Origin of the sequence: Flagellimonas flava (assembly GCF_050617915.1) — a bacterium.
In the GTDB taxonomy this organism is placed as follows: Bacteria; Bacteroidota; Bacteroidia; order Flavobacteriales; family Flavobacteriaceae; genus Flagellimonas; species Flagellimonas flava_A.
Genome location: NZ_JBODQE010000002.1, coordinates 102,408 through 115,063, shown reverse-complemented (window position 1 = coordinate 115,063; position 12,656 = coordinate 102,408). Strand labels below are relative to the sequence as shown.

At 41.8% G+C, this 12,656-nt stretch carries 12 protein-coding genes; 7 read left to right on the top strand and 5 right to left on the bottom strand.

What is annotated here, in order from left to right; all coding sequences use genetic code 11:
- Positions 1 to 212: 212 nt before the first annotated feature.
- The 3 genes from ACRHOZ_RS06320 to ACRHOZ_RS06310 all read left to right on the top strand — a co-directional run bounded on the left by ACRHOZ_RS06320 (position 213) and on the right by ACRHOZ_RS06310 (position 5,745).
- Complete coding sequence (locus ACRHOZ_RS06320) at positions 213 to 2,072, top strand: DNA topoisomerase IV subunit B (protein ID WP_431123589.1); 1,860 nt, start codon at positions 213 to 215, stop codon at positions 2,070 to 2,072.
- 24 nt (positions 2,073 to 2,096) lie between these two features.
- The gene (locus ACRHOZ_RS06315; RefSeq protein WP_431123586.1) at positions 2,097 to 4,724 is read left to right on the top strand and encodes a DNA gyrase/topoisomerase IV subunit A; all 2,628 of its coding nucleotides are present in this window, start codon (positions 2,097 to 2,099) and stop codon (positions 4,722 to 4,724) included.
- Positions 4,725 to 4,788: 64 nt separating this feature from the next.
- Entirely contained in the window at positions 4,789 to 5,745 is a 957-nt protein-coding gene (locus ACRHOZ_RS06310; protein WP_431123584.1) for a sterol desaturase family protein, read from the top strand.
- 6 nt (positions 5,746 to 5,751) lie between these two features.
- Here ACRHOZ_RS06310 and ACRHOZ_RS06305 read toward each other — a convergent pair whose 3' ends face one another.
- From ACRHOZ_RS06305 to ACRHOZ_RS06295, 3 genes are read right to left on the bottom strand one after another with little or no spacing between them, the layout of a single operon-like run.
- A complete protein-coding gene (locus tag ACRHOZ_RS06305; RefSeq protein ID WP_431123582.1) occupies positions 5,752 to 6,567 on the bottom strand; it encodes a TerC family protein in 816 nt (271 codons plus the stop codon).
- 2 nt (positions 6,568 to 6,569) lie between these two features.
- Positions 6,570 to 6,947, bottom strand: a complete 378-nt coding sequence (locus ACRHOZ_RS06300; protein WP_431123580.1) for a DNA topoisomerase IV — start codon at positions 6,945 to 6,947, stop codon at positions 6,570 to 6,572.
- 39 nt (positions 6,948 to 6,986) lie between these two features.
- A complete protein-coding gene (locus tag ACRHOZ_RS06295) occupies positions 6,987 to 7,364 on the bottom strand; it encodes a helix-turn-helix transcriptional regulator (protein WP_431123578.1) in 378 nt (125 codons plus the stop codon).
- Between the two features lie 286 nt (positions 7,365 to 7,650).
- Here ACRHOZ_RS06295 and ACRHOZ_RS06290 point away from each other — a divergent pair, with 286 nt between their 5' ends.
- From ACRHOZ_RS06290 to ACRHOZ_RS06280, 3 genes are all read left to right on the top strand, one after another.
- On the top strand, positions 7,651 to 8,757 hold the full coding sequence (locus ACRHOZ_RS06290; RefSeq protein WP_431123576.1) for a M14 family metallopeptidase: 1,107 nt from the start codon (positions 7,651 to 7,653) through the stop codon (positions 8,755 to 8,757).
- Between the two features lie 101 nt (positions 8,758 to 8,858).
- Positions 8,859 to 9,338 (top strand): Lrp/AsnC family transcriptional regulator, encoded by a 480-nt coding sequence (locus ACRHOZ_RS06285; RefSeq protein WP_055392737.1) that lies wholly within the window; start codon positions 8,859 to 8,861, stop codon positions 9,336 to 9,338.
- 19 nt (positions 9,339 to 9,357) lie between these two features.
- Complete coding sequence (locus ACRHOZ_RS06280) at positions 9,358 to 9,879, top strand: DinB family protein (protein WP_431123574.1); 522 nt, start codon at positions 9,358 to 9,360, stop codon at positions 9,877 to 9,879.
- Between the two features lie 15 nt (positions 9,880 to 9,894).
- Here the strand turns inward: ACRHOZ_RS06280 and ACRHOZ_RS06275 are convergent, their stop codons facing one another.
- Complete coding sequence (locus ACRHOZ_RS06275) at positions 9,895 to 10,230, bottom strand: hypothetical protein (protein ID WP_431123572.1); 336 nt, start codon at positions 10,228 to 10,230, stop codon at positions 9,895 to 9,897.
- 93 nt (positions 10,231 to 10,323) lie between these two features.
- Positions 10,324 to 11,388: a 3-dehydroquinate synthase gene (gene aroB, locus ACRHOZ_RS06270; protein WP_431123570.1), complete on the bottom strand. Its 1,065-nt coding sequence runs from the start codon at positions 11,386 to 11,388 to the stop codon at positions 10,324 to 10,326.
- 92 nt (positions 11,389 to 11,480) lie between these two features.
- Between aroB and ACRHOZ_RS06265 the strand changes: the two genes are divergently transcribed.
- Complete coding sequence (locus ACRHOZ_RS06265; protein WP_431123568.1) at positions 11,481 to 12,653, top strand: proline dehydrogenase family protein; 1,173 nt, start codon at positions 11,481 to 11,483, stop codon at positions 12,651 to 12,653.
- The last annotated feature ends 3 nt before the right edge of the window (positions 12,654 to 12,656 follow it).

Sequence of the window (12,656 nt, the reverse complement as noted above, 5' to 3'; positions counted from 1 at the left end):
CTGTATTCGTGAAATTTAGTGCCACCTGCCTGCCGGCAGGCAGGTTCGTGTCCAACTGTTGTAACCAACTGATCTAACCTGCCTCCAGCTGTACGGGTTTATGCCAAACCCCAATAAAATCCCCTATCAACACCCCTTGTTGATTACTTTCTAGCCGCTGCCCTAGTATTTTTGTGCCTAAATTTTATATTAGCAAGGATTAACCCTAGTTTATGGCACAGACCCAGTATACAGAGGATAACATTCGTTCACTGGATTGGAAGGAGCATATCCGTATGCGTCCCGGTATGTATATTGGTAAACTTGGTGATGGCTCCTCAGCTGATGACGGCATCTATATTCTCCTTAAGGAGGTGATAGACAACTGCATTGACGAATTTGTTATGGGAGCTGGCAAGACCATCGAGATCAATATCAAGGAAAACACGGTTCATGTTCGCGACTACGGTCGTGGTATTCCCCTGGGCAAAGTGGTGGATGTGGTTTCCAAAATGAACACCGGGGGAAAATACGACACCCGTGCCTTTAAAAAATCCGTGGGATTGAACGGGGTAGGAACCAAGGCGGTAAATGCATTGTCCACTTCCTTCAAAGTTGAGTCCACCAGGGACGGAAAATCCAAGACGGCCGAATTTGAGACGGGAAACCTCATTAACGAGGAAATGCTGGAGGAAACCTCGAGAAGAAGGGGAACCAAAGTTAGCTTCGTCCCGGACGAGTCTATTTTCAAAAACTACAAATACCGTAACGAGTATGTAGAACGCATGCTCAAGAACTACGTTTATCTGAATCCTGGCTTGACCATTGTCTTTAATGGGGAAAAATTCCATTCGGAAAATGGGCTTAAAGATTTACTGGAGGACAATAATAATCAAGAAGATTTCTTATACCCCATCATTCACCTGAAAGGGAATGACATTGAAGTAGCCATCACCCATAGCAAAACACAATACAGTGAGGAATATCACTCCTTTGTAAATGGGCAGCACACAACACAGGGAGGTACCCACCAGGCCGCGTTTCGGGAAGCCATTGTAAAGACTGTCAGGGATTACTACGGTAAAAATTATGATGCTTCGGATATTCGTAAGTCGATTATCTCGGCAGTGTCCATAAAGGTGATGGAGCCAGTTTTTGAGAGTCAGACCAAGACCAAACTGGGTTCTACAGACATGGGAGGGAACCTGCCAACTGTTCGGACTTATGTAAATGATTTTATAGGAAAGTATCTGGATAACTACCTGCATAAAAATCAAGAAACGGCTGATGCCCTGCAGCGAAAAATTGTGCAGGCCGAGAAAGAGCGTAAAGAACTTTCAGGAATCCGTAAACTGGCCAGGGAACGAGCTAAAAAGGCCAGTCTTCATAATAAAAAGCTTCGCGATTGCAGAGTACACTTGCAAGACATGAAAAAGGACCGTAGGTTGGAAACTACCCTCTTTATCACGGAGGGGGATTCCGCTTCGGGTTCCATTACCAAATCCAGGGATGTGAATACCCAAGCAGTATTTAGTCTTCGTGGTAAGCCCTTGAATTCCTATGGCATGTCCAAAAAGATTGTGTATGAGAATGAGGAATTCAATTTGTTGCAAGCAGCGTTGAATATTGAGGAGTCCATGGAGGACTTGAGATACAATAACATTGTCATTGCTACGGATGCCGATGTGGATGGAATGCACATTCGACTGTTGTTAATCACCTTCTTTCTGCAATTTTTCCCGGAATTGATCAAGGAGGGGCATCTATACATTTTGCAAACTCCCTTGTTCCGGGTTCGAAACAAAAAGGAAACCATCTATTGTTACAGCGAGGAAGAAAAACGGAATGCCATCCAGAAACTGACCGGGAAACCGGAAATTACCCGATTTAAGGGGTTGGGTGAGATTTCTCCAGATGAGTTTCAACATTTTATTGGAGATGATATTAGATTGGAGCCCGTAATGCTGGACAAGGCGATGAGCATAGATACGTTGCTGAAATTCTATATGGGAAAGAACACCCCAGATCGCCAGGAATTCATCATCAACAATCTTAAAGTAGAACTTGACTTAATAGAAGAAAACCAACTATAAACCAATTAAATGACCTCCTTCTAAATGGAAGAGAATGAAGCACTGAATGATGAAGGTTTAGAAAGCCAGGAAAAGCCCCAAGACAGTCTTACCCGCGTAACGGGCATGTACAAGGACTGGTTCTTGGACTATGCCTCCTATGTAATCTTGGAACGTGCGGTTCCCGCCATTGAGGATGGCTTTAAGCCCGTGCAACGTAGGATCATGCATTCCCTTAAGGAATTGGACGATGGTCGCTATAACAAAGTTGCCAATGTGGTGGGGCATACTATGCAATATCACCCACATGGGGACGCCAGTATTGCTGATGCCATGGTTCAGATAGGTCAAAAAGACCTACTTATCGATACCCAAGGGAACTGGGGAAATATCCTTACCGGTGATAGTGCAGCGGCATCGAGGTATATTGAAGCTCGCCTTTCCAAATTTGCGTTGGATGTAGTGTACAGCCCCAAGATTACGGAATGGCAGTTGTCTTACGATGGACGAAAAAAGGAACCTGTCAACCTACCCGTCAAATTCCCTTTGCTATTGGCTCAAGGAGCCGAAGGGATTGCCGTTGGCTTATCGACCAAGATCCTCCCGCATAACTTTAATGAACTTATTGATGCGTCCATCAAACATTTGAAAGGACAGCGATTTAAACTTTATCCTGATTTTCCCACAGCGGGAATCATTGATGTGACGAACTACAATGAGGGAATGCGTGGTGGAAAGGTAAGGGTACGTGCCAAGATTTCAACCTTGGACAAGAATACCCTCGTGATCAATGAAATACCCTATGGCACCAACACATCTTCTTTAATTGATTCCATCCTTAAAGCCAACGATAAGGGGAAAATCAAGATTAAAAAGATTGAGGATAACACTGCGGCGGATGTGGAAATTTTGGTGCATCTGCCTAGCGGCCTTTCGCCTGACAAGACTATTGATGCACTCTACGCCTTTACGGCCTGTGAATCATCTATTTCGCCCTTGGGATGCATCATTGAGGATAACAAGCCCTTGTTCATCGGTGTTAAGGAAATGCTGGAGCGCTCTACGGATTATACGGTTGAGCTGCTTAAAGCAGAACTTGAAATCCAATTGGGTGAGTTGGAGGAACAGTGGCACTTTGCTTCGTTGGAACGGATTTTTATCGAAAACAGAATCTATAGGGATATTGAGGAAGAGGAAACATGGGAAGGTGTTATTACTGCTATTGACAAAGGACTAAAGCCCCATACCAAAAATCTGAAAAGAGCTGTAACCGAAGAGGATATTGTACGCTTGACCGAAATCCGAATTAAGCGGATTTCCAAGTTTGATTTGGAGAAAGCACAACAGCTTATTGAGAGTTTGGATGAACGTATTGCACAGACTAAACATCATCTGGAGCATTTGGTGGATTATGCGATTGACTATTTCAAAGATTTAAAGAAGAAATATGGCAAGGGTCGCGAGCGAAAATCGGAAATCAAGATTTTTGATGACATTGAAGCGGCCAAGGTGGTCATCAGGAACACCAAGCTATATGTGAATAGGGAAGAAGGTTTTATTGGCACCTCCCTTAGAAAGGATGAATATGTAACCGACTGCAGCGATATTGATGACGTCATTGTTTTCACCAAAAAAGGGGAAATGATGGTCACCAAGGTGGATTCCAAGACCTTTGTTGACAAAGGAATTATACATGTTGCGGTATTTAAGAAAAAGGACAAACGGACCACCTACAACATGATCTATAAAGAAGGTAGGGGTGGACCCAGCTACATCAAAAGATTTAACGTTACAGGAGTTACTCGGGACAAAATGTATCAACTGGCCGGGGACAAAGCTTCGGCGGAGGTATTGTATTTCTCTGCAAACCCCAATGGTGAGGCTGAAATTATTACGGTGCTGCTGCGCCAATCGGGCAGTATCAAGAAGCTGAAATGGGATTTGGATTTTGCCGATTTACTGATAAAAGGAAGGGCATCCAAGGGAAATTTGGTAACCAAATACCCTGTGAAGCGCATAGAACTTAAAGAAAAAGGAGTATCCACCTTGAAACCTAGAAAGATTTGGTTCGATGATATTGTGAACCGCCTCAATGTGGACGGACGAGGTGAGCTTTTAGGGGAATTTAAAGGCGATGACCTGCTATTGATCATTGACCAAAAGGGAAAGGTAAAGACCATTCCACCTGATTTGCTAACCCGCTTCAACGATGACATGATCGTACTGGAAAAATGGAATCCCAACAAACCAATTTCCGTAGTCCATTATGAGGGTGAAAAAGAGCGTTATTACATCAAAAGATTCCTCATAGAAAATTCGTCCAGGGAAGAACTGGTCATTTCTGAACATCCCAAATCTGTTTTGGAATTGGTATCTACAGATTGGAGGCCAGTGATTGAGCTTGAGTTTGTAAAGCCAAGGGGCAAGGATGCCAAATCCAACCAACAAGTGGATATAGAAAGTTTCATTTCGGTCAAGGGAATAAAAGCCATTGGTAATCAATTGACCACGGAAAAAGTGAAAAACATCAATGCTTTGGAGCCGCTTCCATTTGAAGAGCCCAAGGATCCAATTCCAGAGGAAATAGAGGTGGTGGATGAAGAGCCAATCGGTTTTTCAAATGACGAGAAAAAGGACAATGATGAAAGTTCTGAGCAAACTACTTTGTTTTAATGCGTTATTCTACCTATTTTGTGACCTTGGATACGCGGCTAACCCCACAGTTTAATACCCCCTTATGGATTTCACCAACCCTTTAGTATACGGAGTACCTGTATTTATTGTTTTTATTTTGGCAGAGCTGGCGTACAGCAAGGCACATGGAGACCATGAGCTATACAATTGGAAGGATCTGGCTGCCAGCGGGTTCATGGGAGTTGGATCCGCGATTTTGGGACCACTGTTCAAGGTGGCGTTCGCTATTGTGCTGTTCCAATCGGTATACGAACTATGTAATCCGGAAATAAACGGTATTCGTCAGAACATTTTAGGGTACCAATCTTTTGGCTATGCCTGGTATGTTTGGTTGCTTTGTCAGCTTGCGGATGATTTTACCTATTATTGGTTCCACAGGGCCAATCATGAAATTCGCTTCCTTTGGGCTGCCCATATCGTCCACCATTCTTCGGATAATTACAATTTGGGAACCGCGGTACGCAATGGATGGTTCACAATCGTCTACAAACCTCTATTTTATATGTGGATGCCGGCCATTGGATTTCCTCCTGAAATGGTAGTGGTTTGCTTGGGAATCGAAGCGTTATGGCAATTTCAATTGCATTCTGTCTATGTTCCAAAACTTGGATTTTTGGAAAAAATCTTCAATACGCATACCATGCATCAGGTGCATCATGCGCAAAACGTGGAATATCTGGATAAAAATCACGGTGGGTTTTTGAACATCTTTGATAAGCTATTTGGCACATGGAAAGCCTTGGACGATGATATCGATGTTAAATACGGCGTTATTCATTCACCGGATTCCTATAACCCCGTAGTGATTTTGACTCATGAGTATAGGGATATCTGGAATGATGTAAAAAAATCCAATAAATTATCCCACAAGTTGATGTACATCTTTGGCCCTCCCGGATGGAGCCATGACGGCAGCACGCTTACCGTGAAACAGCAACAGGCAAAGTTCAAGGAGTACAAAAGACTCAATCCCAAGTTGGCGTACCAAAGGCCCAACTAAAGCACTTTATTGCTCTGCGGTCTCCTTGTTATTTTTAGTCTTATTTTTCTTCATCCGAAGATCGAAGAATTCTACCATTAGTGAAAATGCTATGGCGAAGTACAAGTAACCTTTTGGAATTGCGCCAACCTCATTATCAAAAACAATCAAATGGGAAAGGTGGGCCGCTTCGGCAATTAACATAAATCCGATCAGGATAAGAAAGGACAATCCCAGTACCTGAACCGAAGGGTGTCTGTTCACAAACTCACCAACAGGATTGGCGAACAACATCATGATCACGACCGAAACTACTACCGCGGTAACCATTAAAACCAGGGCATCGGTTGGGTTGGGAGAAATACCGTTGGTCATCCCAATGGCCGTAAGGATGGAATCAAATGAAAAAACGATATTGATTACCGTGATTTGAACAATGGCATTGGTCAATGATGAGGAACGCGATTTTTTCACTTCTCTCTCATCATGTCCGCGATCCTCAATTTTCTCGTGAATTTCCTTGGTACTTTTATAGAGCAAGAAAAGTCCTCCAAAAAACAAGATGAGTGCCTGCCAACTAATCCCGCCGGTAATCCATGACTCGTCCAAGACCCAAAACGGTTTTTTCATATTGGTCAACCAGGTAATTCCAAACAACAATAAAATTCGCATTCCCATGGCCAAGACCAATCCAATGTTAGTGGCTTTGCGACGGTCTTTTTGTTCCAATTTACCAGCCGCTATGGAAATGAAGATGATGTTGTCAATCCCCAAGATTATTTCCAGAAAGGTCAAGGTAAGCAATGCCATCCAGGCATCCGGACTCGTAAAAATTTCAAACATGGTTAGTGTATTTTATGGGCGGTACCCTTAAATTTTCGTTTATCGCCAATGGCGTTGTATTCAAATGTATAAGAAGAATCTGAAGTTGTCAATATTTTTATGTGAATAGATTTCTCCTCTGCCTTGTTTTTCGGATTCAGGTTTCTAAGGACATATTCGCAATCATTGATCCATCTTACGGATGAAGAATCCTGTTTTCCTTCAAAATAATCCACCTCCAAATCATCCTTTCTAAGGAAAGTGGTGGTTTTGTTTTCACCATTGATTTCTGTAGTGAATGAAAAACGTCCGTTCTTAAAGTTGGTGCAATTACGCTCAGGTGGCTGCTGGCATGAAAGTATCAGGGAAAGAAGGAGAAGGGGTAACAGTTTTTGTAACATGCATGCAAAGTAAATGCAAAGAACTGAATGCGCCTGAACCTATCCGTTTTTTTTTGCGTCAAAAGATTCAAAGGTGCCATCGGCATAAAAAACCACCATACGCACGGGATCGGAATTTGGGTTTCCCGAATTTTTAGTGGGTGCCTCATGGCCCATCTGGGATGAAATCTGGGTAGGGGAGGTTTCCTTTTCTTGCGGAGCCGGAAATTTCCCCTTTCCAATCAGGAGCCAATACAAGTTGACTTCTGGATAAGTCTTTACCACCTTGAGCACAAAATCCAGACTGGGTTTATTTCTTCCGCTCAGGACATGGGAAATACTGGAGCGTTGCACTCCAATGGAGTCTGCAAAGGAAGAAACCGTAAGCCCAAAATGGTCAATTACCGATTTAACCCGAATGGCAATCTCGTTGTTCACAAAAATAAATTTCTATGGCTAAATTAATAATATGAATAGCCAAAGTCAACATAGAATTGGAATAAGAACGGCTATTTATATAAATTTAAAGTTTATGTAATGATATATAAATATCTGTTAATAAATGAATTATGAATATTTATAAAGAAAATTGATTTTTGTAATTACAATTGTGCCTCCCAGAAAGGACAACTGATTACAAGAGTGAACAAATGCTAACAAATATGTGTACAATTGTAAATTATGTTTGGATTACTTTTGTAAACTTACATTAGGATTGCGGTACATGATTCACTTTGAAAGGTATAAGGAAAAGACTATTGAGGGACGCTATGTAACTCTTAAGTCCCTGCAAAAAACATGGCTCAACACCCTGGACTCTTCTTTAGTTGAAACCATTGGCAGCTCGGTTCTAGGAAATGCTATTTTTTCCATAAATCTTGGGAGCGGTCCAAAGAAAGTGCTCATGTGGTCCCAGATGCACGGGAATGAATCCACCACAACAAAAGCGGTATTGGATTTGGTCAATTGCCTTGTTGCAGGAGGAGCTTGTGGTGAATCAATTTTGGAAAACTGTACCCTTTGCATAGTTCCTATTCTTAATCCGGATGGTGCAGCGGCCTACACCCGTGTGAATGCCAATGAAGTGGATCTTAATCGAGATGCAAAAAATAGAACGCAGCCCGAGAGTGTTGTCCTTCGAGAACTATTTGAACGGTTTCAACCTGATTTCTGCTTTAACCTGCACGACCAACGCACCCTTTTTAGTGCAGGTAAGGCGGATAAGCCCGCAACGGTTTCGTTTCTGTCCCCATCCAACAATCCGGAAAGAACCGTTGATCAAACCAGGACAGTAGCCATGCAGCTTATTGTTGCAATGAATCGAATGCTGCAAGATCAAATTCCAGGGCAGGTGGGAAGGTATGATGACGGGTTTAATGAGAACTGTATAGGGGACACTTTTCAGATGTTGGGTGTACCCACTATCTTGTTCGAAGCTGGTCATTTTCAAGAAGACTACCAGCGAGAGGATACCAGAAAATATATTTTTATGGCTCTGTTGGAAGTTCTAGGGGTAATTTCAAAAAATAGGATCACTGATTTTTCGCATCAAGAATATTTCGACATTCCTGAAAATGAAAAACTCTTTTTTGATATCCTTATTCGTAATGCGCATCTAATCAACGAATCCTTGCCAGTAAATCACCAAGTGGGTATCCGATTTGTGGAGACTTTGAAAAACGGGGCCATTGACTTTGTTCCTGAAGTGGCAGAGGTGGGAGAACTGGCCGCAAGCTTTGGCCATTCCAATTTGGATTGTTCCATTTCAGGCCATATGGAGCGGATCGAGCGTAAGAATCTTCTTCCGTTAATACAGAATATCAAGAGTTAATCTTGGTATTATCAGGTATTTGTTACATTTTGTTTAAAAAAAAGCCATTTTTTTTAAATATAATTTCTTAATTAACTAATTTTGATCAAAATATTCACACTATGAGCAAAGTTAAGTTAGACGAAATCGACCATCAGATACTGGATATGTTAATTGACAATACCCGTACACCTTTTACGGATATTGCCAAAAAGCTGCTGATCTCTGCTGGTACTGTTCATGTCAGGGTAAAAAAAATGGAAGAATCCGGAATCATCAAAGGATCTTCATTGACCTTGGATTACGTCAAATTAGGATATTCCTTTATCGCCTACGTCGGAATTTTTCTGGAGAAGACACACCAAACAAAATTTGTCTTGGAACGTTTGAATCAAATCCCATACGTGACTGTTGCTCATATCACCACAGGAAAGTTCAATATTTTCTGTAAGATCCGGGCAAAGGATACCACCCATGCCAAGAACATTATCTTTAAAATTGATGATATTGACGGTATCAGTCGAACAGAAACCATGATTTCCTTGGAAGAGAGCATCAATGACAAAAAGCGCTTGATGCATACCATCTTTAACGAGCTTTAAGCTTAAATACTTTTCGGATATGCTAAGTTCAGAACTTTCCCCGTCTGAATACAACCCTTTTTATCATACCTATATAAAGGCGTTGGGCGGAGAGGTAAAACTATTGGATCAGTTGGTGGATGGGAGAGATGTTTTTCTTTCCTTTCTCAAAGATATCCCTACCGCTAAACTTGGGTTTGCATATGGTCCAGAAAAATGGACCTTGGCAGAAGTGTTAATGCATATAATAGATGCGGAAAGGGTTTTTCAATACCGTGCTCTGAGGTTTGCCAGGAACGACGCCACTCCCTTATCTGGATTTGACCAGGATATTTATGTTCCCGAATCCAATGCTACCAATAAGGCCAAGGAGGAAATAATGACGGAATACAAAACCGTGCGGGATTCCACTATAGCACTTTTTCGTTCCTTTGATGACATAGCATTAAAACGTATGGGTATGGCAAGTGGTTCAGCTATGAGCACTAGGGCCATGGGTTTTATCATTTGTGGGCACCAAGCCCACCACATGGCTGTGATACGTGAACGGTATTTGAACTAGTTGAAAAAGTAGTTTTTAGTATAGGCCTTCGTTTTCTTGTTCTTGATCGAGATCCGGATCAGGGTTCAAGGATTCTTCACTCTCACCCAATACAGCTTCGGGCTTTTCTGCATTGCCAAGCTCCTTTTCCATGTTCTCCTCAAAATTGGATATGAAGTTGGAGAGACTCTTACTGATTTTCACTAAATAAATAGTGTCCTCCGTTTTTACTTCTACGGTTTCAATAATATCCCCGTTGGGTTTTTTCAGAGTGATGATGTCCTCATCCCCATAACCGTAGGGATAAGAGTCGATTAAAACCGCCGCCACTTTGCGGTCTAGTTTTTTGTAATCTATTAATACACGTTTCATTATGGATAGGTTTATGGTTTCCTATCCTAAGCTATAAATTTTTGAAACTGGCCAGGCTAAAGAGTTGTAAATGACAATTTTTAGTATACGTATCTAAGATTCTTTGTAGTAAGCAAAGGATTCTGCAAATAAATTTTCTGGAACCTTGACGTCCGTCACAGCTTTTCCAATGCTCTGGAGCAACACAAAGTTGATATCACCATGCGAGTTCTTCTTATCGTATTTTAAAAGCTCCACAATAGCGGTTATGTCCTCTGGGTCAAATTCCACTTTGTCAAAATGGGTCAGAAATGTTTCCTTGATTTCTTGAAGTGATAATCCCGAAAGCCCTTTTAACTTATGGGACAGGTAGCCCTCCAAAATCATGCCCACAGCAATGGCTTCCCCGTGCAACAAACTCTTTTTGTTTGGGTTTTCCAAAAAGTAGGATTCTATGGCATGCCCCAAGGTGTGTCCAAAATTCAGGATTTTCCTAATATTCTGTTCTGTTGGATCCTCTGTGACCACCTCATTTTTTATACTGATGGATTTTTGAATGGTGGCTGCATTCCCATAGTCCTTGGTTTCCCTTAGCGACTTCCAATAGGCTTCATCCTTAATTAAACCGTGTTTAAGCATTTCGGCAAATCCACTGGTCCGTTGTCTCTGATCCAGCGTGTGGAGAAATTCAGGAATGACCAAGACCATTTGCGGTTGGTTGATGACCCCAATTTGATTTTTAAGAACTCCCAAGTCCACTCCGGTTTTACCACCCACCGAGGCATCTACCATGGACAATAGGGTAGTGGGGATGTTTATAAAATCAATTCCCCGTTTAAAAGTGGAAGCCACAAACCCACCTAGGTCGGTGAGTACACCTCCCCCAAGATTGATCAATAGACTTTTTCGGTCTGCGCCTTGATCGGATAACCATTCCCACACCAGCATGCAGGTCTGGATGTGTTTGTTTTTCTCTCCGGATTCAATTTCAAAAATACCATCCACGGGAACCTCATCTCTCATCTTCTCCTGAAGTAGGGGAAGACAATATTTTTTGGTGTTTTCATCCACCAAAACAAAGATTTTTGAGTAGTTGCTTTTGGCAACATGTTGTCTCAGAGAGGCTTCCGCCAATTCTTCCAGATATACCTCGTAGGAGTGCGATTTAATGGAATCCATAAATTGTAATTGCACCGCTAAATAAAGATTATTTTTATAGATAATGATCCAGTATGGCTACTTATATTTGAATCTTTAATAAATTCACAACAATGCAGCCAGATTTTGAGAATACTGCAATAGCGTTCCAAATGAAAACCGACTCCGAATTGGAACGTGCATATTTCCTTTTTAAACTTATTGCGAACGAACCTTTGGTCAGAATTGGAACTGCGGTTACCAATTTTGCGATAAAAGCGCATTTGCCAATTGAAGGGTTGATACGGGCCACGGTATTTGATCATTTCTGCGGTGGAGTAAATGAGGAAGATTGCATCCCCATAATTGATAAAATGTTTGCCAATGGAGTAAGTGCCATTTTGGACTATTCTGTGGAAGGCAAGGAAGATGAAGATCAATTCGATTTTGCGCTTCAAAAGACGTTGGAAGTATTGGACTTTGTGAAAGAAAAAGAGGCCATCCCTTTTGCTGTGTTCAAACCTACAGGATTTGGGAAGTTTGAGTTGTATGAAAAAGTAAGCGCAGGGGAAAATCTGGATAAACAAGAAACGGTAGCATGGGAACGATTGCTGAATCGTTATGAGCAGGTGTGCAAAAAGGCATATGATTTGGATGTTAATCTATTGATTGATGCCGAAGAAAGCTGGATGCAACAGGCTGCAGATGATATTGCTTTGGACATGATGCGGAAGTATAACAAGGAAAAGGCTGTTGTTTTCAATACGTTGCAGATGTATCGTTGGGATCGAATGGACTATTTGAAGCAATTGAACCAATTGGCAGAAGAGGAAGGATTCAAAATTGGATTAAAGGTTGTTCGCGGAGCGTACATGGAGAAGGAAAATGATCGCGCCAAAGAACTAGGCTATAAAAGTCCCATTTGCATATCCAAAAAGGCCACGGATGAAAACTTTGATTGCGCCGTGTCCTTTATCATGAATAATTTAGATACCATTTCCATTTTTGCAGGAACCCATAACGAAGCAAGTTCCTTAAGACTCTTGGAACAAATGGAGCAAAAAGGTCTTGAAAAAAACAATCCCAATGTTTGGTTTGGACAATTGTATGGGATGAGCGATCATATCTCGTTCAACTTATCCGAAGCAGGTTACAACGTGGCCAAATATGTACCCTATGGTCCAGTGAAGGATGTAATGCCATATTTGATACGAAGGGCCGAGGAGAATACTTCAGTGGCAGGGCAGACCACGCGGGAATTGGCTCTGTTGCAAAAAGAAAAGAAGCGTAGGAAGTTGGATTTATGATAC

Excerpts from the sequence above, each read along its gene's own strand:
- ACRHOZ_RS06300 (WP_431123580.1), bottom strand. The coding sequence starts at position 6,947 with ATGTTACAAAAACTGTTACCCCTTCTCCTTCTTTCCCTGATACTTTCA.
- ACRHOZ_RS06280 (WP_431123574.1), top strand. The coding sequence starts at position 9,358 with ATGCTAAGTTCAGAACTTTCCCCGTCTGAATACAACCCTTTTTATCAT.
- aroB (WP_431123570.1), bottom strand. The coding sequence starts at position 11,388 with ATGGATTCCATTAAATCGCACTCCTACGAGGTATATCTGGAAGAATTG.
- ACRHOZ_RS06315 (WP_431123586.1), top strand. The coding sequence starts at position 2,097 with ATGGAAGAGAATGAAGCACTGAATGATGAAGGTTTAGAAAGCCAGGAA.
- ACRHOZ_RS06310 (WP_431123584.1), top strand. The coding sequence starts at position 4,789 with ATGGATTTCACCAACCCTTTAGTATACGGAGTACCTGTATTTATTGTT.
- ACRHOZ_RS06305 (WP_431123582.1), bottom strand. The coding sequence starts at position 6,567 with ATGTTTGAAATTTTTACGAGTCCGGATGCCTGGATGGCATTGCTTACC.
- ACRHOZ_RS06290 (WP_431123576.1), top strand. The coding sequence starts at position 7,651 with ATGATTCACTTTGAAAGGTATAAGGAAAAGACTATTGAGGGACGCTAT.
- ACRHOZ_RS06285 (WP_055392737.1), top strand. The coding sequence starts at position 8,859 with ATGAGCAAAGTTAAGTTAGACGAAATCGACCATCAGATACTGGATATG.
- ACRHOZ_RS06265 (WP_431123568.1), top strand. The coding sequence starts at position 11,481 with ATGCAGCCAGATTTTGAGAATACTGCAATAGCGTTCCAAATGAAAACC.
- ACRHOZ_RS06275 (WP_431123572.1), bottom strand. The coding sequence starts at position 10,230 with ATGAAACGTGTATTAATAGATTACAAAAAACTAGACCGCAAAGTGGCG.
- ACRHOZ_RS06320 (WP_431123589.1), top strand. The coding sequence starts at position 213 with ATGGCACAGACCCAGTATACAGAGGATAACATTCGTTCACTGGATTGG.